This window comes from Pedobacter sp. KACC 23697 (genome assembly GCF_045348445.1).
Classification (GTDB): Bacteria; Bacteroidota; Bacteroidia; order Sphingobacteriales; family Sphingobacteriaceae; genus Pedobacter.
Map to the genome: position 1 here is coordinate 5,024,434 of NZ_CP157485.1, position 17,313 is coordinate 5,041,746.

Here is a 17,313-nt window from a genome sequence, read left to right on the forward strand (position 1 = left end):
CGAGATCAAGAAATAAAAAGAATATCATTAACCATGAGTGAAAAAGTTAAGGTTACGATAGATGGGATAACAGTAGAGGTTGATAACGGAACAACCATTCTGAATGCTGCAAGGCAAATCGGAGGTGATATTGTTCCGCCGGCAATGTGCTATTATTCTAAATTACAGGGCAGTGGCGGTAAATGCCGTACCTGTATTGTAAAAGTGACTAAAGGTTCGGAGAAAGATCCCCGCCCAATGCCTAAGTTGGTGGCTTCCTGCCGTACCACCGTAATGGATGGGATGGAGGTGCTTAATATTACTTCACCTGAAGTTTTGGAGGCGCGTGCAGGCGTGGTAGAGATCTTATTGATTAACCATCCTTTAGATTGTCCTGTTTGCGATCAGGCAGGGGAGTGCGATCTCCAGAATTTGGGTTATGAACATGGTTTGCAAAAAACACGTTATGAGTTTGAGCGCCGTACTTTCGAGCGCATTGATATTGGTGATAAGATCCAGTTGCATATGAACCGTTGCATTTTATGCTACCGTTGTGTTTTTACAGCCGATCAGATTACCAATAAGCGTGTTCATGGTATTTTAAACCGTGGCGATCACTCAGAAATTTCTACTTATATCCAACAAGCTGTTGATAACGATTTCTCGGGAAACGTAATCGATGTTTGCCCGGTAGGTGCTTTAACCGATAAAACTTTTCGTTTTAAAAACCGCGTTTGGTTTACCAAACCTGTTGATGCACATCGCGATTGTGATCACGAAAAATGCAATGGCAAAGTAACTCTTTGGTATAAAGGAGCAGATGTTTTACGTGTTACTGCCCGTAAAGATCAGTTTGGGGAAGTAGAAGACTTTATTTGCAATACTTGCCGCTTTGATAAAAAGGCAACTGCTGATTGGGTAATTGAACGTCCAACACATATTGATGATACTTCGGTAATTGCATCTAACCACTACGAAACCTTAAAACCTTTGCATGTAATACAGCCAAATGAGGCTTTACAGGCTGCAAATGAAATTGAATTACATAAAACAGTTAAATACTAATGGATAGCGCTTTTGTTATAGAAAAATTTATCCTGGTAGCTGTAATTTTCGGCATCAGTTTAGTTATTGCCATGTATTCTACTTATGCAGAGCGTAAGGTTGCTGCATATTTACAAGATCGTTTAGGTCCCGATAGAGCTGGTCCGTTTGGTATTTTACAACCACTGGCAGATGGTATTAAGATGTTTATGAAAGAGGAGATTATTCCTACATCATCAAACAGATTCTTGTTTATCGCTGGTCCTGGTTTGGCATTACTTTGTGCCTGTATTGGTACGGCCGTTATTCCATGGGGTAGCCCGGTTTTAATTGGCGGCAAAACTATTTCCTTACAGGTTTCAGATATCAACGTTGGTGTTTTGTATATTTTCGGTGTAGTATCTTTAGGTGTTTATGGGGTAATGATTGGTGGATGGGCCTCAAATAATAAATACTCTTTATTGAGTGCTATCCGGGCGGCTTCACAGAACATCAGTTATGAAATTGCAATGGGGTTATCAATCATCGCTTTGCTTTTAATGACCAATACCTTAAGCTTAAAAGAGATTGTTGGTCAGCAACATGGATTAAACTGGAATGTTTGGTATCAGCCACTTGGATTTTTAATCTTTATGGTTTGCTCTTTTGCTGAAACCAACCGTGCACCGTTCGATTTACCTGAATGTGAAACCGAGCTGATCGGTGGTTATCATACTGAATATTCATCAATGAAATTAGGTTTTTACCTTTTCGCAGAATATATCAACATGTTTGTATCGTCGGCAGTAATGGCAGCCTTATATTGGGGCGGTTACAACTATCCGGGTATGGATTACGTTGCTGCGCATTTAGGCCCAACCTGGGCACCGCTTATCGGTACGGCTGTTTTCTTCGGAAAAATAGTCATGTTCATCTTTTTCTTCATGTGGGTACGTTGGACCATCCCTCGTTTCCGTTACGATCAACTGATGAATTTAGGTTGGAAAGGTTTAATACCTTTGGCTATTGCCAATATTATAATAACAGGTGTTGTGATTGCGATTATTGAGAAGTTTTAATTATGGAATCATTAAGTAATAAGAAAAAAGTACTGGAACAAAAGCCATTGAGCTTTATGGAGCGTATGTACCTGCCGGCAATTGCCAAAGGCATGGGCATTACCATCAGTCACTTATTTAAAAAAGAGGCTACCGTAAGATATCCTGAAGTAGAACGCGAATTCTCGACCAACTTTAGGGGAATGCACTCGCTAAAACGCGATGAGAACGGTAAGGAACGATGTACTGCTTGTGGCTTGTGTGCTTTATCTTGTCCGGCTGAAGCCATTACCATGATTGCCGCAGAACGTAAGCCTGAAGAAAAACATTTATACCGCGAAGAAAAGTATGCAGCCACTTACGAAATCAATATGTTGCGTTGTATTTTCTGTGGTTTATGTGAAGAAGCTTGCCCAAAAGAGGCTATTTACTTAGATGGCCCTATTGTACCTGCTGATTATCTGCGTAAGGATTTTATTTACGGAAAAGATAAGTTGGTAGAGGCGCCATTGGAAATGAAAAAATAATTATTGTCATCCTGAGCCTGTCGAAGGACTAAACAAGAAATGCCATTAGGCCTCGGTTCGTGTCTTCACGAAACGAAAGATAATTAATGGTTTGTGGAGACACAAACCATGGAACATAAATAAATAAACAATTAATGAGTACACAAGTATTCTATTTCGTAGCCACATTAAGTATCATTTTTTCACTGCTGGTGATTTTTGCAAAAAATCCGATCCACAGTGTATTGTACTTAATCCTTACCTTTTTTACCTTCACTGTTCACTATGTGCTTTTAAACGCACAGTTTCTGGCAGTGGTAAACTTTATTGTTTACATGGGGGCAATTATGGTGCTTTTCTTATTTGTACTGATGTTGCTTAACCTGAATAAGGAGACTGAGCCCAGTAAATCACCGTTGATTAAAATTGTTGGGGTTATTGCTGGTGGTTGTTTGGTGGTAACTTTAATCGGTTCTTTAAAATCAGCAAGTATTACCAGTCCGTTAATTTTGAAAAACCCGGGATTGGGATTGGTAGAAAATCTGGGCAAGGAGCTTTTTGGCCCATTTTTATTGCCATTCGAGTTGTCATCCCTGTTACTATTGGCCGCAATGGTAGGAGCCGTTTTATTATCTAAAAGAGATGAGGTAGAAGCATAATGGAAAATTTAACATCACAACTTCAGGGCGTTCCGCTAAATCACTACATCTATTTAAGTGCCATTATTTTTTCTATTGGCGTAATTGGTGTACTTACCCGTAGAAATGCCATCGTAATCTTTATGTCGGTTGAGCTGATGCTTAATGCTGTTAACTTGCTGTTGACCGCTTTCTCTGTGCATAGTAACGATCCGTCCGGACAGGTTTTCGTATTCTTCATTATGGCGTTGGCCGCTGCAGAGGTTGCGGTAGGTTTAGCCATCATCGTAATGGTTTACAGAAATACGAAATCGATAGATATTAATGTTTTAAATCGCCTTAAGTGGTAAATATATAATAAGAATGACAATAGAACAATTGATTTGGTTGGTTCCGTTACTACCTTTCTTAGGGTTTGTAATTAATGGACTGGGCAGAAACACTTTATCTAAAGGACTGGTTGGTATCATCGGAAGCGGGGTAATTTTGACCTCCTTTGTTATCAGTTTAGTTATTTTCTTTAGTTTACAAGGCGACACACAAAAATCTCACGAAGTATTTTTATTCGATTGGATCAGCGCGGGTGCGTTACACATCCCACTATCTTTTTTAGTTGATCCATTGAGCGCTATTATGCTTTTGATCATTACCGGGATCGGTTTTCTGATCCATTTATATTCCACCAGCTATATGCACGATGATGCCGGGTTCGGTAAGTTTTTTGCTTATCTAAACCTGTTTATATTTTTCATGCTTTTGTTGGTATTGGGTTCAAATTACATCGTCATGTTTATCGGTTGGGAAGGTGTAGGTTTATGTTCTTACCTGCTAATCGGATTCTGGTACACCAACAGCGCCTATGCATCGGCAGCTAAAAAAGCTTTTGTCATGAATCGTATTGGCGATTTGGGCTTTCTGTTAGGTGTGTTTTTAGTTTTTACTACTTTTGGTAGTGTAGAATTTGCCAAAGTTTTCCCTCAGGCAGCTAATATGCTGCCAGGCAATGATACTTTGGTTTTAATTACTATTTTACTGTTTATCGGTGCCTGTGGTAAATCGGCTCAATTGCCTTTATTTACCTGGTTACCTGATGCCATGGCCGGACCAACGCCAGTTTCAGCGTTAATTCATGCTGCAACGATGGTAACGGCAGGTATTTATATGATCGCACGTTCCAGTGTATTGTTTGATCTTGCGCCGCTTACCCAGCACATTATTGCCATTGTAGGTGCGGCAACAGCTCTTGTGGCTGCCATTATTGCCTTAACACAGACTGATATTAAAAAAGTATTGGCTTATTCTACCGTATCACAACTGGGATATATGTTTTTAGGTTTAGGCGTTGGCGCTTATACCGGTTCATTCTTCCACGTATTAACACACGCATTTTTTAAAGCATTATTGTTCTTAGGCGCAGGTTCAGTTATTCATGCCATGCATCATGAGCAGGATATGCGCCATATGGGCGGATTGAGAAAGAAACTTCCGGTTACTTTTTTAACCATGTTAATCGGTACGATTGCCATTGCAGGTTTACCACCATTCTCTGGTTTCTTCTCTAAAGATGAAATTTTAGCACATGCTTTTCAGGCTAGCCCAATTTTATGGGGAATAGGGGTTTTAACTGCATTCCTAACAGCATTCTATATGTTCAGAATGATGTTCTTAACTTTCTCTGGTAAATACCGCGGAACACATCATGCTGAAAGCCACGTGCATGAATCGCCAACAGCGATGACTTTGCCTTTAATTATTTTAGCTATTCTTGCTGCAATTGGTGGAGCAATTAATCTTCCCCATGTTTTTGGTGGTAACGAATGGTTGGCCCATTGGTTATCAGGAGCAGGTGTTGCACAGCATGAATTGGAGCTAAGCCACTCGACTGAATATTCATTAATGGCTGTTTCGGTAGCGGCTGCTGTAGTAGCATTATTGTATGCTTACACCAGATACGTTAAGGGAGCACGGGTTCCTGTTGCTGATGAGGCACCACGTTCGCTATTGGCAAAACTATCATACAACAAATTCTATTTAGACGAGATTTATGATTTCATCATCACCAAACCATTAGATGCACTATCGAAATTCTTTTATAGGATTATCGATAATAAATTTATTGATGGAATTGTAAATGGATTGGGATGGAGCACTAATGAGGCCAGTAAAGGTATTCGTTTATTGCAAAGTGGAAACGTGGGTTTCTATATATTTATGATGGTATTTGGTATCGTCGCATTGCTATTGTATACATTTTTCTACATATAAAAAGGGTTCAAAATAAATAATGGAACAACTTTTACTACTTATATTTCTACCGCTTGCAGGTGCAATTATTACGGCACTTGCTGGTAAGTCGGCAAAAATCGTTTCTACCGTGTTTGCGGTGGCTTCTTTGGTGTTGGCTTTGGTTGTCGCCTGTAATTTCATTCCGGATGCCAGTACCCAGTTTGAGGTTAACCTGCCATGGATTGCTGATCTCGGCATTAATTTCCACGCAGGTATTGATGGTATTAGCCTTCTGGTGGTATTGCTTACTAATTTACTGGTACCAATTATCATTTTAACAAGCTATAACCATGAGTATAAAAATCCGGCTGCATTTTATGCGCTGATTTTATTCATGCAAACGGGCTTACTATTGGTATTCACCGCACTGGATGCTTTCTTGTTCTATATCGGTTGGGAAGCAGCATTGATTCCAATCTATTTTATCTGTGCCATCTGGGGCGGAAAAGATCGCATCCGGATCAACATGAAATTTTTTGTGTATACCATTGCGGGTTCTTTGTTTATGTTGATGGGGATTATTTACCTCTATCTTCAAAACCCCGCGCACAATTTTAACATTCAAGCTTTTTATACTTTAAACTTAGACAGTGCGCAGCAAGGATGGATTTTCTGGGCATTCTTTATTGCTTTTGCTATAAAGATGCCGATTTTTCCTTTCCATACCTGGCAGCCTGATACTTATACTGCAGCACCTACACAAGGAACCATGTTATTATCTGGTATTATGCTTAAAATGGGTATTTATGGTGTAATCAGGTGGCTGTTGCCAGTTGTCCCTGCAGGTGTTCACGATTGGGGCCAGGTGGCTATTATTTTATCAATCATTGGTATTGTTTATGCGTCGCTGATTGCTTTTACCCAAAAGGATGCGAAACGTTTAGTTGCTTATTCATCTATCGCTCACGTTGGATTAATATCAGCAGGTATCTTCGCTTTCAATCAGCAAGGTATGCAAGGCGCAATGGTACAGATGTTGAGCCATGGTATTAATGTAGTGGGGTTATTCTTTGTGCTGGATATCATCTTCAGCCGTGTAAAAACAAATAAAATTGAAGAGTTAGGCGGAATCGCAAAAGTAGCACCACAATTGGCACTTACTTTTCTGATTATCGTTTTAGGCACTGTAGCTTTACCAGGAACAAACGGATTTATTGGTGAGTTTTTATTGCTGATGGGCGTTTACAACTACGGCATCTGGGCTGCAGCCCTTGCCGGTTTAACCATTATCTTCGGAGCAGTTTACATGTTACGCATGTATCAGAACGTCATGCTGGGCGAAACCAATAGCTTAACCATCACCTTTACCGATATCAAAGGAACCGAAAAATTGGTTCTTTATACCATATGTGCATTAATTATTGTTTTGGGGGTTTATCCGAAACCGGTTTTGCATTTAACAGAGGCATCTGTACAACATTTATTAGAACAGGTAAATCAAAAATTAAACACAGTAAATTAAGCAATGAATATTATTATAACCATTAGTATAACAGCTTTTATAGTGCTTTATGCAGGTTTGTTTAAAGCAAATAAAGCATTACTACCACTTACCGTTGTTGGCTTACTTACTGCGCTGGGATTTACTTTTTTTGCATGGAATGGCAATGCTGTTCATTTCGGGATGATGCAGACAGATAACTTCGCACTGGCATTTTCAGGAATCTGTATTGTGGGTACACTTTTGATCTTTTTGTTAACACAGAACTACTTCCACGCCAAAAGCGATAACATAGCCGAGTACTATACCTTGATTCTTTTTGCACTGGCGGGAATGATCATGATGGTATCATATAAAAATATGGCCATGTTGTTTGTAGGCCTGGAAATTATGTCGGTGAGTTTATACATTTTGGCGGGGATCCGTAAAAAGGATTTTGCCTCTAACGAAGCTTCATTAAAGTATTTCCTGATGGGAGCTTTCTCAACCGGCTTCCTGTTATTTGGAATTACCTTAATTTATGGTGCTACAGGCTCATTCGATTTAGATAAAATACAAGCTTATCTTGTAAATAATAGTCAAACGATTTCTCCAATATTTTATCCGGGAGTGATCCTGATGATGATTGGTTTAAGCTTTAAGGTAGGTGCAGCTCCATTCCACTTCTGGACACCAGATGTATATGAAGGTTCGCCATCTTTGATCACTACTTTTATGAGTACGGTGGTTAAAACTGCAGGTTTTGCTGCGTTTTTAAGATTATTTGCTGATGCATTTGCACCACTGCACGATTTTTGGGTTGCGCCGCTAATGGTTATTGTTTGTTTAACCTTATTTATTGGTAACGTAACGGCTCTTTTCCAAAAGAACTTTAAGCGTATGTTGGCATACTCCAGTATTTCGCATGCGGGTTACCTGTTGTTCTCTTTGATTGTACTGACCAAAAACTCCGGAAACAATGTACTGGTTTATGCATCCGCCTATACTTTTGCATCAATTATTGCTTTTGCTGTATTAATTTTAGTAAAACAAAAAACAGGTAGTGATAGCTTCGAAAGCTTTAATGGTCTGGCTAAGCGGAATCCATTAGTTGCATTATGCTTAACCGTAGCCATGCTTTCGTTGGCTGGTATTCCACTTACAGCTGGTTTTATTGGTAAATATTTAATGTTCCTGAATGTAATGACGGAATATAAAACCCTGCTTGTGGCATTTGCGATTTTAAATGCGCTGGTTGGCTTCTATTATTATTTTAGGGTAATTGTAGCCATGTGGTTTAAAGAAGGTGCAGAAACAGAGCTTTCAACCCCTGTACAATATAAAGTGGTTTTGTTGGTTTCTGTTGCAATTACATTGGTATTGGGTATTTATCCGGCAATTATTTTAAACCTAATATAGGTATGGTGTTGTTTAATAATTATTTGTAGTTTTACGAATAATTGAATATGCACGATTTTTGGAATAACCTGCATCAGCTACTTGATCCCGAGAAATTATTGAGGGAGGGCGGATTCTATTTAGTCGCATTCGTTATCTATGCAGAAACAGGCCTGTTTTTTGGCTTTTTCCTTCCTGGTGATTATTTATTGTTTTTGGCGGGAATGTTTGTCGCAACAGGCAAACTTGATGTGAACATTGCTGTACTCCTGGCTGGTTTATGCATAGCGGCCATTTCTGGAAATTTTACAGGTTATTGGTTCGGCCGAAAAACTGGCCCGGTGTTGTATACTAGAAAAGACAGTTTCTTTTTTAAGAAACGTTATTTGAAGGCAGCAGAAGATTATTATAACAAACAAGGTGCCTTTGCGTTGATTATGGGCAGATTTGTGCCGATTGTTAGAACTTTTGCACCGATTTTTGCTGGGGTGGTAAAACTGGATTTCAAAAAGTTTGCATTGTACAACATTGTAGGTGGCGTACTCTGGATCTGCTCCTTAACTTTACTGGGCTATTTTTTAGGCAGAAGGTTTGAAAAAGAAATTACTGATTATTTATTATATATTATTATTGGCTTTATCCTTATTACAACTATACCTTTATTAATTACCTTTGTAAAAAGTAAAGTAGTGAAAGGTCCTGAAGAGGATAAAACAGATTTAAATTAAAAATGGCAAAAGACGATCATCACGCGTGGCATAGCGTATCCCCTGGGCATAACGTTCCAGAAATTGTAAACGCAATTATTGAAATTCCAAAAGGTTCAAAAGCAAAATACGAAATAGATAAAGAATCAGGTCTGATTAAATTGGATAGGGTTCTTTTTTCTTCAGTAATGTATCCGGCAAACTATGGTTTTATCCCGCAAACCTATTGCGATGATAAAGACCCATTAGATATTTTAGTACTTTGTTCAGTAGATGTTTATCCAATGACATTGATTGAAGCGAAAGTAGTTGGTGTAATGCATATGGTAGACAATGGTGAACAAGATGATAAGATCATCGCTGTAGCTGCCCACGATATGTCGGTAAACTATATCAACGATTTAGATGAGTTGCCTCCGCACCAAATGAAAGAAATTGTTCGTTTCTTTCAGGATTATAAAGCATTAGAAGATAAAAATGTAACGATCGAACATTTACTTGGTGTTCGCTATGCGCATAAAGTAATCAAAGAAAGCATAGAACTTTATAACACAACATTTAGAGAATTAGCTTAATGGATTTACCCACGGTCTGTTTGTTTTTAAATTTAGAGCTAAGTGCAATTCTGCCCACAAACGTAGTTTTGGCTGCAGTACAGGAAACTGATACCACTTCTGTTGGATGGAGATTATTCCTTGCCTTATTTTTGGTGTTACTTAACGGATTTTTTGTTGCAGCAGAGTTTGCAATTGTAAAGGTTAGGGCATCACAAATTGAAATTAAAGCAAAAACAGGCAGTCGTGTTGGCAAAATGGCTAAGGGGATTATCCATAATCTCGACGGATATTTGGCCGCCACACAGCTAGGTATAACGCTTGCATCACTTGGCTTAGGCTGGGTAGGTGAAGGCGTTATGCATACCATTTTCAAAAATCTTTTTGATAGTTTAGAGTGGGGTTTAAGCGATGCTTCTATTCATACTGCCTCAACAGTTGTTGCCTTTTCGCTTATCACGATCATGCATATTGTGTTTGGTGAATTGGCACCAAAATCTTTCGCTATTCAAAGACCTGTAGCAACAACACTTTTTGTTTCTATACCGCTTCAGTTATTTTATGTGGTATTTAAACCATTCATTTGGACACTAAATAGTCTAGCTGCCATTATTCTTAAACCATTTGGGATTGATGCCTCTGCCGGCCACGAATCTATCCACAGCACCGAGGAATTACAGTATTTGCTCGATCAGGGTAAAGAAAGCGGCGCATTGGATAATAACGAACACGAGCTGATCAAAAATGTATTTGATTTTAATGAGCGTGTGGTGAAGAATATCATGGTACCCAGAACCAAGATTTCGGGTATAGAATTAACTTCCCCAAAAGAAGAAGTGATTGATACCATTATTAAGGAAGGATATTCACGTTTGCCGGTTTACGATGATATTATGGATAAAATTGTAGGGATTATCCATGCAAAAGATATTTTACCATTGGTTGCGGCAGGTAATCAGCACTGGACATTAAACGATATTATCAGAAAACCCTATTTCGTTACAGAAACCAAAAAAATTAACGATCTGATGAGCGAACTGCAAAGTAATCGCATACAGATTGCTATTGTATTAGATGAGTTTGGTGGTACAGCAGGTATGGTTACCTTAGAAGATATTGTAGAAGAGCTTGTAGGAGAAATACAAGATGAGTACGATGAAGAAAAACCGTTGGTAGAAAAGGTTTCTGATAATGAGTTTATCGTAAATGCATTTGCTACAGTGTACGATGTAAACGAGCATCTGCCTCACGATTTGCCAGAGGATGAAGATTTTGATACCGTTGGTGGATTGGTTTCACATATTTTTGAACGTATTCCAGAGGTGGGTGAAAGCAACGAATCATACGGTTACCTGTTTACCATCTTAAAAAAGACAGAGCAAAATATAGAAACCATTAAATTGGAACTGGTAATCAATAAAGAAGATATGGTTGATAATCATTAATTTCAACCATGCATATTTTTTATACACCAGATCTAACCCAAAATACTTATACGCTCAACGAAGAAGAGAGTAAACATTGCGTCAGGGTACTTCGCCTTACCATAGGTTCAATCGTTAACCTGGTTGATGGGAAAGGTGGTTTTTATACCGCTGAAATTACTGCCGATAATCCAAAAAAAGTTTCTTTAGCCATTTTAAAAGTAGAAACGGAGTTTCATAAAAGAAATCATTACCTGCACATTGCAGTTGCGCCAACTAAAAATATCGACCGCATGGAGTGGTTTTTAGAAAAAGCTACAGAGTTGGGCATTGATGAAGTTACACCTATTATCACCGACAGATCGGAGCGCAGGGTGGTTAAAGAGGATCGCCTTAATAAGGTAATTACCGCTGCCGTAAAACAATCTATCAAAGCTTACCACCCCAAATTAAACGATGCCATTGCTTTTGATTCTTTTTTAAAAGAACCATTTGACGGCCATAAATTAATTGCACATTGTATTGATAACGGAGAAAAACGATTTATATCCGAATTGGTGGCTCCACATCAAAAATATTTAATTCTTATTGGTCCTGAAGGAGATTTCACACCAGATGAAGTTAATTTAGCTTTGAACAAAGACTTTAAAGCATTAACTTTAGGTGATAACAGGTTGCGCACAGAAACTGCGGCTTTATCTGTTTGTTTTGAAATCAATTACCTTAACCGATAATCAATTTGAAGTTTTCAGTTTTCAGTTTTCAGGTTCCGAAATTTTTGACACTGGCTTTTAGCTTTGCTGTTTTAGTCTTTAGCTTTATGCTTTTCGCTTTCACTCCGCCAACCTATCGCATGGCCAAATTAAAGTATAGTGGTGGTGGCGATTGGTATGCAGACAGAACAGCTTTGCCAAACTTAATTGCCTATTGCAATGCCAATCTGAAGACTAATTTTTACACTGAAGAGAGCATCGTGGAAGTAGGTTCAAAAGAAATTTTCAATTATCCGTTTATTTATATGACGGGGCATGGTAACGTTGTTTTTAGCGACCAGGAAATCAAAAATTTAAGGCAATATCTTACCGGTGGTGGATTTCTTCATATTGATGATAACTACGGCTTAGATAAATTTATCAGGCCTCAGATGAAAAAAGTATTTCCTGAGCTTAGTTTTGTAGAATTGCCTGCCAGCCACGCCATTTATAATCAAAAATTTAAATTTCCGGGCGGCTTGCCGAAAATCCATGAGCATGATAATAAACGCCCTCAAGGATTTGCTTTAATTTATAAGGGTAGGATGGTTTGTTATTATACCTATGAGTGCGATTTAGGGAACGGCTGGGAAGACTATGGTACTTACCCTGAAGATACACAGGAAACGCGAACCAAAGCACTAAAAATGGGCGCGAATTTAGTTCAGTATGCTTTAACCCAATAAGCCATGTATAAAGTAAAAGTAAATAACCAGTTTTTATTTGAAGTTGAGAATAAGGATTCAGCTTTTTTGGTAAATGGGGAGCAGGTTCAACCCGACCTGAGTACAATTGCAGATAACATTACGCACGTACTATACCAAAACAGGTCTTTTAATACAGAACTTGTTGACATCAATAGGACTGAAAAAACCTGTAAAATAAAGGTAAATGGGAATATTTATCAAATTAGTATCGAAGATCAATTTGATGTCTTATTAAAACAACTTGGTCTGGATAATTTGACCGCTACTAAAGTTTTAGAGATAAAAGCGCCTATGCCTGGTTTGGTGCTAAAGGTTTTGGTTGAAGAAAATACTGAAGTAAAAAAAGGTGATAATCTTTTGGTACTGGAGGCGATGAAAATGGAAAATATCCTGAAATCATCAACAGATGGAGTGGTTAAAAAGATCTTGGTTAAGCAGGGAGATAAGGTAGAAAAAAACCAAATCTTAGTTCAGTTTAAGTAGCTATGTGTTTTTATCATGAAGGTATTAATTAGTGTCGTCACCCTGAATTTATTTCAAGGTTTTTTAACAGGAAAAATGCTGAAATAAATTCAGCATGACGATCCGTTTAAATAAAAGTAGTGGAGTGCGAAGCAATTGAGAACCACAAAGTGCTTAGCGAAACTAAATCTGTCTGAATAGATCGCTCCATTCCACTGCGTTTCAGTCGAGATGACGAGTTTCGTTTGAATTGTTCAAGTTAGATTACCAAAACATAACGCATAAAAAAGTCCCGATTTGCTTCGGGACTTTTCTTTATTTACCTCTTTTTACCCTATAGGGCTTTTGCGGAGGGTTTTTAAAACTTCTTTTGCCAGCGGTACTAATTTCTGGAGCACCAAGCATGGTCATGGCACAGCGGAAACCTACTTCAGCTGATGACTCATCCTGTTGCATAAAGCGGCGCGTTGCAGGGTTTAACCAGTAAGCCATATCATTCCAGGATCCGCCTTTATAAACCCTTGATTTATCGTTTACAAGCGTTACACCTTCTTCATTTAATAAAGTATTTTGTCTGTCGCGATAACCTCTTTGATCGGCTTGATAAGTAGTTGATGCTACTGGCGATTGTGGATCAGTCGATTTGGAAATCGAATCTGAACGTTTTGCCTGTGCCTGTTTCTCAGCCCAGGTCTGTTTTCTTCCGGCGTAAGCGTTTTCCTTAATCGGATTGCCATACTTGTCTAATGCAATTTTTCCGCTTTGAGGATCTGCTAACTTTTTATTGGTGAAATAGTTACCACGGTAAGGGTTAAATGCATCTGCATCGGTAAACGTACCGGTTCTGTAAACGTCGTTCACCCATTCGTTTACATTTCCTGCCATGTTGTATAAGCCGAAATCGTTTGGCGCGTATTGGATAACCGGAACAGTTAAATCTCCCTTATCGTTTAAAGAACCGGCAACCCCCATATAATCTCCTGGAGCTCTTTTAAAGTTGGCCTGAATCATACCCCTGGTTTTCTTTTTAGCAGAACTAACACCTAAGCCATTCCAAGGGTAAATTTTATTCTGATTGATGTTCTCATATTCCGTGTTGCCAATTAAACCCAAAGCTGCGTATTCCCACTCGGCCTCAGTTGGTAGACGGTATGGCTGCATAATTACACCATCTTCCAGGGTAGCTGTTCTTCTTGGCTGATTATTTTTACCTGTACCTGCAGCTGCAGTTCCGCCTGCTGTTGTGGTAGCAGCACCTGATTTAGTATTGTAATCAACAAATGCATTTTTACCCTTATCATCATACTGGCCATTTAAATAGGCATCTGTATTGAAAGGTTTGTCTGGTTTAGGCGTTGAGGCAGCAGTGGTCGCACCAGCTTTGCCTTTTCCATTACCGGCAAGCGTTTTATAATCAGTTAAGATTCCTTTTTCACGTAAAATAAATTCGTTTGCTCTTGAAGTTCTCCACTCACAATAACGAGAAGCCTGTTCCCAGGAAACACCTACTACAGGGTAATCACGATAAGCAGGGTGTCTTAGATAATTGTCTACATAAGGTTCATTATAAGATAATGCCTGGCGCCAAACTAAAGTATCAGGGAGCTCATTATAGTAATATTCCTGATCTTCAGGATAATTATATCTGATCCAGTGCAGGTATTCCAACCAATCGGTATTTGATACCTCTGTCTCATCCATATAAAAAGATGGCACTGTTACCTGTCTTTTGTAATTATAAATATTAGGCTCAACACCTGGTATTTCAATGGCACTACCACCAACAACCAAAACCCCACCTTCAATTGGAATTAAACCAGGTCCTGGCGCCCTTTTATACTGTGTAGCCACCGCAAAAGCCCCTGATTGATTGTTTTTACTTTTCCTATCGGCATAGGGAATACCTGTTTTGCTAGAGCTCGCGCTTTTTGAGCTACAACTCGAAAGCAGGGCGGCTAATGATAAACAAGTAAGAGAATATAGTATCAGTTTTTTCATATGAAGCAACGGGATATAGCCTTTATGGCCTTTCAACCGATAAAATTAAACAAATTTTAAATGAATATATAAATAATCTGGCAATAAAATATCTTCTGTGTTTTTGAGTGATAACCTGTTTTTTTTACCGTATGAAGTCTGTTTTATTTTTAAACGAAATTATTGCTAAATAATTATAAATAAGTTAGATAAAATATTTGTGTCAAGGTTTTGCAGTCTATTTGTAATCAATAATAATTTCTTTATATGAAGTTTATCACAATATAAATTTGATTAAAATTGATGGATAACATGGCCTGGCATATGAGATCCGGTTGATATCCTTCGTAAGAAGTGTCACAAATAATATTTGGTTTGGAATATATCATGAGATTTGCCACATTTGGTTTTTGGCTTTTTAACGCGGCAAATTAATTGCCGACGAGATAAAAATATATGTATAGCATTTTTTTTACTAAAGGGCTATTAGCATTGTACTTACATTTTAAGTACTAACACCCATATGTAAAAATCGTATGTTTAATTAGTAAATAATCTTAGAATTCGTATTTTGGTGAAATATAAGTTTTGGTTTTACGTTACTGATATATTCTACAGTGAATACTAAATACCAAAATCTAAAATTACGTACCTTTATAAGGATGAATTTCAAGTACATCAGTAAACTTGCTTTTTCTGCACTCTCAATGGCATTGGTGTTTGGTAAAACAAACGCGCAGGTAACCATAGGTAATACCCAAACAAACGGTAGCGAGGCAAATAATATTGTAACAGCAGTTCCATTTCTGCTCATTACACCCGATGCCCGTGCTGGTGCAATGGGTGATGCAGGCGTAGCCGTGGCAGGTGATGTAAATTCAGCCAGTATTAATGCTGCTAAGCTTGCTTTCCTGGATAAACCTTATGGGTTTTCTGTATCTTACAGCCCATGGTTAAAAAGTCTGGTGCCTGATATTAATCTCGCTTATTTAAGCGGATTTTATAAACTGGACGACCGCAATACCATTGGTGCGTCTTTACGATATTTTTCTTTGGGCTCCATCCAGCTTACAGATATTAACCAACAGGATCTTGGGATTGCCAATCCTAATGAACTTGCTTTTGATGTTTCTTTTGCCCGTAATTTTGGTAAGGAGTTTTCGTTGGGGACTTCGTTAAGGTATATTTATTCGAATCTTGCTTCCGGTCAATTTTCTTCATCCGGACAGGTGCATAGTGGGAATTCGGTAGCAGTTGATGTGTCAGGTTTGTATAAAACAGCCACCACATTGTTTGGCAGAGAGGCCATTCTTTCTGCCGGAGCCAATATCTCTAACATCGGAACAAAAATGAGCTATTCTGATGGTGGAGAGAATTTCTTTTTACCCACTAATTTTAAAATCGGAGGGGCATCTACATTTACCGTAGATGATTTTAGCACTTTAACCTTTGCACTTGATTTTAATAAATTGCTGGTACCCACACAACCTATTTACGATTCGAACAATAATATTGTAAGCGGGAAAAACCCGAACCGTTCGGTACCTGCCGGAATTTTTGGCTCATTTAGCGATGCACCGGGTGGTTTTAGCGAAGAATTAAAAGAGGTGGGGATTTCTACAGGCCTTGAATACTGGTACAATCAACAATTTGCGGTCAGGGCAGGTTACAACTACCAGAGCCCGATGAAAGGCGATAGCCGGTATTTTACTTTAGGACTTGGATTAAAATACAATGTCTTTAACATCGATTTCTCTTATTTAATTGCAAATGCACAAACTAGTCCACTTGCAAATACACTCCGTTTTAGTCTATTGTTTAACTTTGGCGAAAATAAGGCAAAAGATAAATAAGATTAAAGCAAATAAACATGAAAATTAGAGTAGGTTTCGGATTTGATGTACATCAGTTAAAAGATCAGCATCCTTTTGTTGTTGGCGGTGTTACCTTAGATCACCATAAAGGGGCTTTTGGGCATTCTGATGCTGACGTTTTACTTCATGCCATTTGCGATGCACTTCTAGGTGCAGCCAACCTGCGCGATATTGGTTTCCATTTTAAGAATACAGATGAGAGGTGGAAGGGCATCAGTAGTTTGATCCTGCTGAAAGAAACCGTTAAACTACTGGCTGAAAAAGGCTGGCGGATCGGAAATATTGATGCCATGCTTTGTTTAGAAGCGCCCAAAATTAACCCTCATATTCCTGCTATGCAGCAAAACATTGCTGAAGCAACCGGAATTTCCACAGAAGATATCTCTATTAAGGCAACCACCAATGAACAGATGGGTTTTGTTGGTAGAGAAGAGGGCGTTGTTTCTTATGCCGTTTGCTTAATCGAGAAGTAAAAGATTTTTTAATTGAATCAAAGAAGTCAAGTTTTTGATAGCACACTGGCTATTAAAACTTGACTTCTTTTTCAC

17 protein-coding genes are annotated in these 17,313 nt (G+C 38.5%); 16 read left to right on the forward strand and 1 reads right to left on the reverse strand.

Annotation, left to right across the window (positions count from 1 at the left end):
• Positions 1-33 precede the first annotated feature (33 nt).
• From ABEG20_RS20545 to ABEG20_RS20610, 14 genes are all read left to right on the forward strand, one after another.
• Positions 34-1,044, forward strand: coding sequence for a 2Fe-2S iron-sulfur cluster-binding protein (locus ABEG20_RS20545; RefSeq protein ID WP_205058712.1), 1,011 nt, complete (start codon positions 34-36; stop codon positions 1,042-1,044).
• Positions 1,044-2,081: an NADH-quinone oxidoreductase subunit NuoH gene (gene nuoH / locus ABEG20_RS20550; RefSeq protein WP_406825086.1), complete on the forward strand. Its 1,038-nt coding sequence runs from the start codon at positions 1,044-1,046 to the stop codon at positions 2,079-2,081. Before ABEG20_RS20545 ends, nuoH begins: the two co-directional genes overlap by 1 nt.
• 2 nt (positions 2,082-2,083) lie before the next feature.
• Complete coding sequence (locus ABEG20_RS20555; protein WP_090504254.1) at positions 2,084-2,587, forward strand: NADH-quinone oxidoreductase subunit I; 504 nt, start codon at positions 2,084-2,086, stop codon at positions 2,585-2,587.
• A 134-nt stretch (positions 2,588-2,721) separates the two neighbouring features.
• A complete protein-coding gene (locus tag ABEG20_RS20560; RefSeq protein ID WP_108197414.1) occupies positions 2,722-3,225 on the forward strand; it encodes an NADH-quinone oxidoreductase subunit J in 504 nt (167 codons plus the stop codon).
• Entirely contained in the window at positions 3,225-3,554 is a 330-nt protein-coding gene (gene nuoK / locus ABEG20_RS20565) for an NADH-quinone oxidoreductase subunit NuoK (RefSeq protein WP_055908793.1), read from the forward strand. Before ABEG20_RS20560 ends, nuoK begins: the two co-directional genes overlap by 1 nt.
• 19 nt (positions 3,555-3,573) lie before the next feature.
• Positions 3,574-5,469, forward strand: coding sequence for an NADH-quinone oxidoreductase subunit L (gene nuoL, locus ABEG20_RS20570; protein WP_406827405.1), 1,896 nt, complete (start codon positions 3,574-3,576; stop codon positions 5,467-5,469).
• A 19-nt stretch (positions 5,470-5,488) separates the two neighbouring features.
• Entirely contained in the window at positions 5,489-6,952 is a 1,464-nt protein-coding gene (locus ABEG20_RS20575) for a NuoM family protein (RefSeq protein WP_406825087.1), read from the forward strand.
• 3 nt (positions 6,953-6,955) lie between these two features.
• A complete protein-coding gene (locus tag ABEG20_RS20580) occupies positions 6,956-8,329 on the forward strand; it encodes an NADH-quinone oxidoreductase subunit N (protein ID WP_406825088.1) in 1,374 nt (457 codons plus the stop codon).
• A gap of 47 nt (positions 8,330-8,376) precedes the next feature.
• Positions 8,377-9,036 carry a DedA family protein gene (locus tag ABEG20_RS20585; protein WP_406825089.1) on the forward strand — a complete coding sequence of 220 codons (660 nt, stop codon included), beginning with the start codon at positions 8,377-8,379 and terminating at the stop codon, positions 9,034-9,036.
• Positions 9,037-9,038: 2 nt separating this feature from the next.
• Positions 9,039-9,590 carry an inorganic diphosphatase gene (locus ABEG20_RS20590; protein ID WP_025146339.1) on the forward strand — a complete coding sequence of 184 codons (552 nt, stop codon included), beginning with the start codon at positions 9,039-9,041 and terminating at the stop codon, positions 9,588-9,590.
• Positions 9,590-11,014, forward strand: coding sequence for a hemolysin family protein (locus ABEG20_RS20595; protein WP_406825090.1), 1,425 nt, complete (start codon positions 9,590-9,592; stop codon positions 11,012-11,014). Before ABEG20_RS20590 ends, ABEG20_RS20595 begins: the two co-directional genes overlap by 1 nt.
• An 8-nt stretch (positions 11,015-11,022) precedes the next feature.
• Complete coding sequence (locus tag ABEG20_RS20600) at positions 11,023-11,727, forward strand: 16S rRNA (uracil(1498)-N(3))-methyltransferase (RefSeq protein WP_406825091.1); 705 nt, start codon at positions 11,023-11,025, stop codon at positions 11,725-11,727.
• Positions 11,728-11,813: 86 nt separating this feature from the next.
• On the forward strand, positions 11,814-12,431 hold the full coding sequence (locus tag ABEG20_RS20605; protein ID WP_406827406.1) for a DUF4159 domain-containing protein: 618 nt from the start codon (positions 11,814-11,816) through the stop codon (positions 12,429-12,431).
• Positions 12,432-12,434: 3 nt separating this feature from the next.
• On the forward strand, positions 12,435-12,935 hold the full coding sequence (locus tag ABEG20_RS20610; RefSeq protein WP_406825092.1) for an acetyl-CoA carboxylase biotin carboxyl carrier protein subunit: 501 nt from the start codon (positions 12,435-12,437) through the stop codon (positions 12,933-12,935).
• Positions 12,936-13,229: 294 nt separating this feature from the next.
• Here ABEG20_RS20610 and ABEG20_RS20615 read toward each other — a convergent pair whose 3' ends face one another.
• Positions 13,230-14,912 carry an SUMF1/EgtB/PvdO family nonheme iron enzyme gene (locus ABEG20_RS20615; protein ID WP_406825093.1) on the reverse strand — a complete coding sequence of 561 codons (1,683 nt, stop codon included), beginning with the start codon at positions 14,910-14,912 and terminating at the stop codon, positions 13,230-13,232.
• A 641-nt stretch (positions 14,913-15,553) separates the two neighbouring features.
• On the opposite strand from ABEG20_RS20615, the gene porV reads away from it, so the two are divergent.
• Both porV and ispF read left to right on the forward strand, forming a co-directional pair.
• Positions 15,554-16,744, forward strand: coding sequence for a type IX secretion system outer membrane channel protein PorV (gene porV, locus ABEG20_RS20620; protein ID WP_406825094.1), 1,191 nt, complete (start codon positions 15,554-15,556; stop codon positions 16,742-16,744).
• A 17-nt stretch (positions 16,745-16,761) separates the two neighbouring features.
• Positions 16,762-17,238, forward strand: a complete 477-nt coding sequence (gene ispF, locus ABEG20_RS20625; protein ID WP_406825095.1) for a 2-C-methyl-D-erythritol 2,4-cyclodiphosphate synthase — start codon at positions 16,762-16,764, stop codon at positions 17,236-17,238.
• Positions 17,239-17,313: the final 75 nt, after the last annotated feature.

What these genes read in the sequence shown, in the direction of transcription:
- ABEG20_RS20545 (WP_205058712.1), top strand. Translation starts at nt 34, where the DNA reads ATGAGTGAAAAAGTTAAGGTTACGATAGATGGGATAACAGTAGAGGTT.
- nuoH (WP_406825086.1), top strand. Translation starts at nt 1,044, where the DNA reads ATGGATAGCGCTTTTGTTATAGAAAAATTTATCCTGGTAGCTGTAATT.
- ABEG20_RS20555 (WP_090504254.1), top strand. Translation starts at nt 2,084, where the DNA reads ATGGAATCATTAAGTAATAAGAAAAAAGTACTGGAACAAAAGCCATTG.
- ABEG20_RS20560 (WP_108197414.1), top strand. Translation starts at nt 2,722, where the DNA reads ATGAGTACACAAGTATTCTATTTCGTAGCCACATTAAGTATCATTTTT.
- nuoK (WP_055908793.1), top strand. Translation starts at nt 3,225, where the DNA reads ATGGAAAATTTAACATCACAACTTCAGGGCGTTCCGCTAAATCACTAC.
- ABEG20_RS20575 (WP_406825087.1), top strand. Translation starts at nt 5,489, where the DNA reads ATGGAACAACTTTTACTACTTATATTTCTACCGCTTGCAGGTGCAATT.
- ABEG20_RS20580 (WP_406825088.1), top strand. Translation starts at nt 6,956, where the DNA reads ATGAATATTATTATAACCATTAGTATAACAGCTTTTATAGTGCTTTAT.
- ABEG20_RS20585 (WP_406825089.1), top strand. Translation starts at nt 8,377, where the DNA reads ATGCACGATTTTTGGAATAACCTGCATCAGCTACTTGATCCCGAGAAA.
- ABEG20_RS20590 (WP_025146339.1), top strand. Translation starts at nt 9,039, where the DNA reads ATGGCAAAAGACGATCATCACGCGTGGCATAGCGTATCCCCTGGGCAT.
- ABEG20_RS20595 (WP_406825090.1), top strand. Translation starts at nt 9,590, where the DNA reads ATGGATTTACCCACGGTCTGTTTGTTTTTAAATTTAGAGCTAAGTGCA.
- ABEG20_RS20600 (WP_406825091.1), top strand. Translation starts at nt 11,023, where the DNA reads ATGCATATTTTTTATACACCAGATCTAACCCAAAATACTTATACGCTC.
- ABEG20_RS20605 (WP_406827406.1), top strand. Translation starts at nt 11,814, where the DNA reads ATGCTTTTCGCTTTCACTCCGCCAACCTATCGCATGGCCAAATTAAAG.
- ABEG20_RS20610 (WP_406825092.1), top strand. Translation starts at nt 12,435, where the DNA reads ATGTATAAAGTAAAAGTAAATAACCAGTTTTTATTTGAAGTTGAGAAT.
- ABEG20_RS20615 (WP_406825093.1), bottom strand. Translation starts at nt 14,912, where the DNA reads ATGAAAAAACTGATACTATATTCTCTTACTTGTTTATCATTAGCCGCC.
- porV (WP_406825094.1), top strand. Translation starts at nt 15,554, where the DNA reads ATGAATTTCAAGTACATCAGTAAACTTGCTTTTTCTGCACTCTCAATG.
- ispF (WP_406825095.1), top strand. Translation starts at nt 16,762, where the DNA reads ATGAAAATTAGAGTAGGTTTCGGATTTGATGTACATCAGTTAAAAGAT.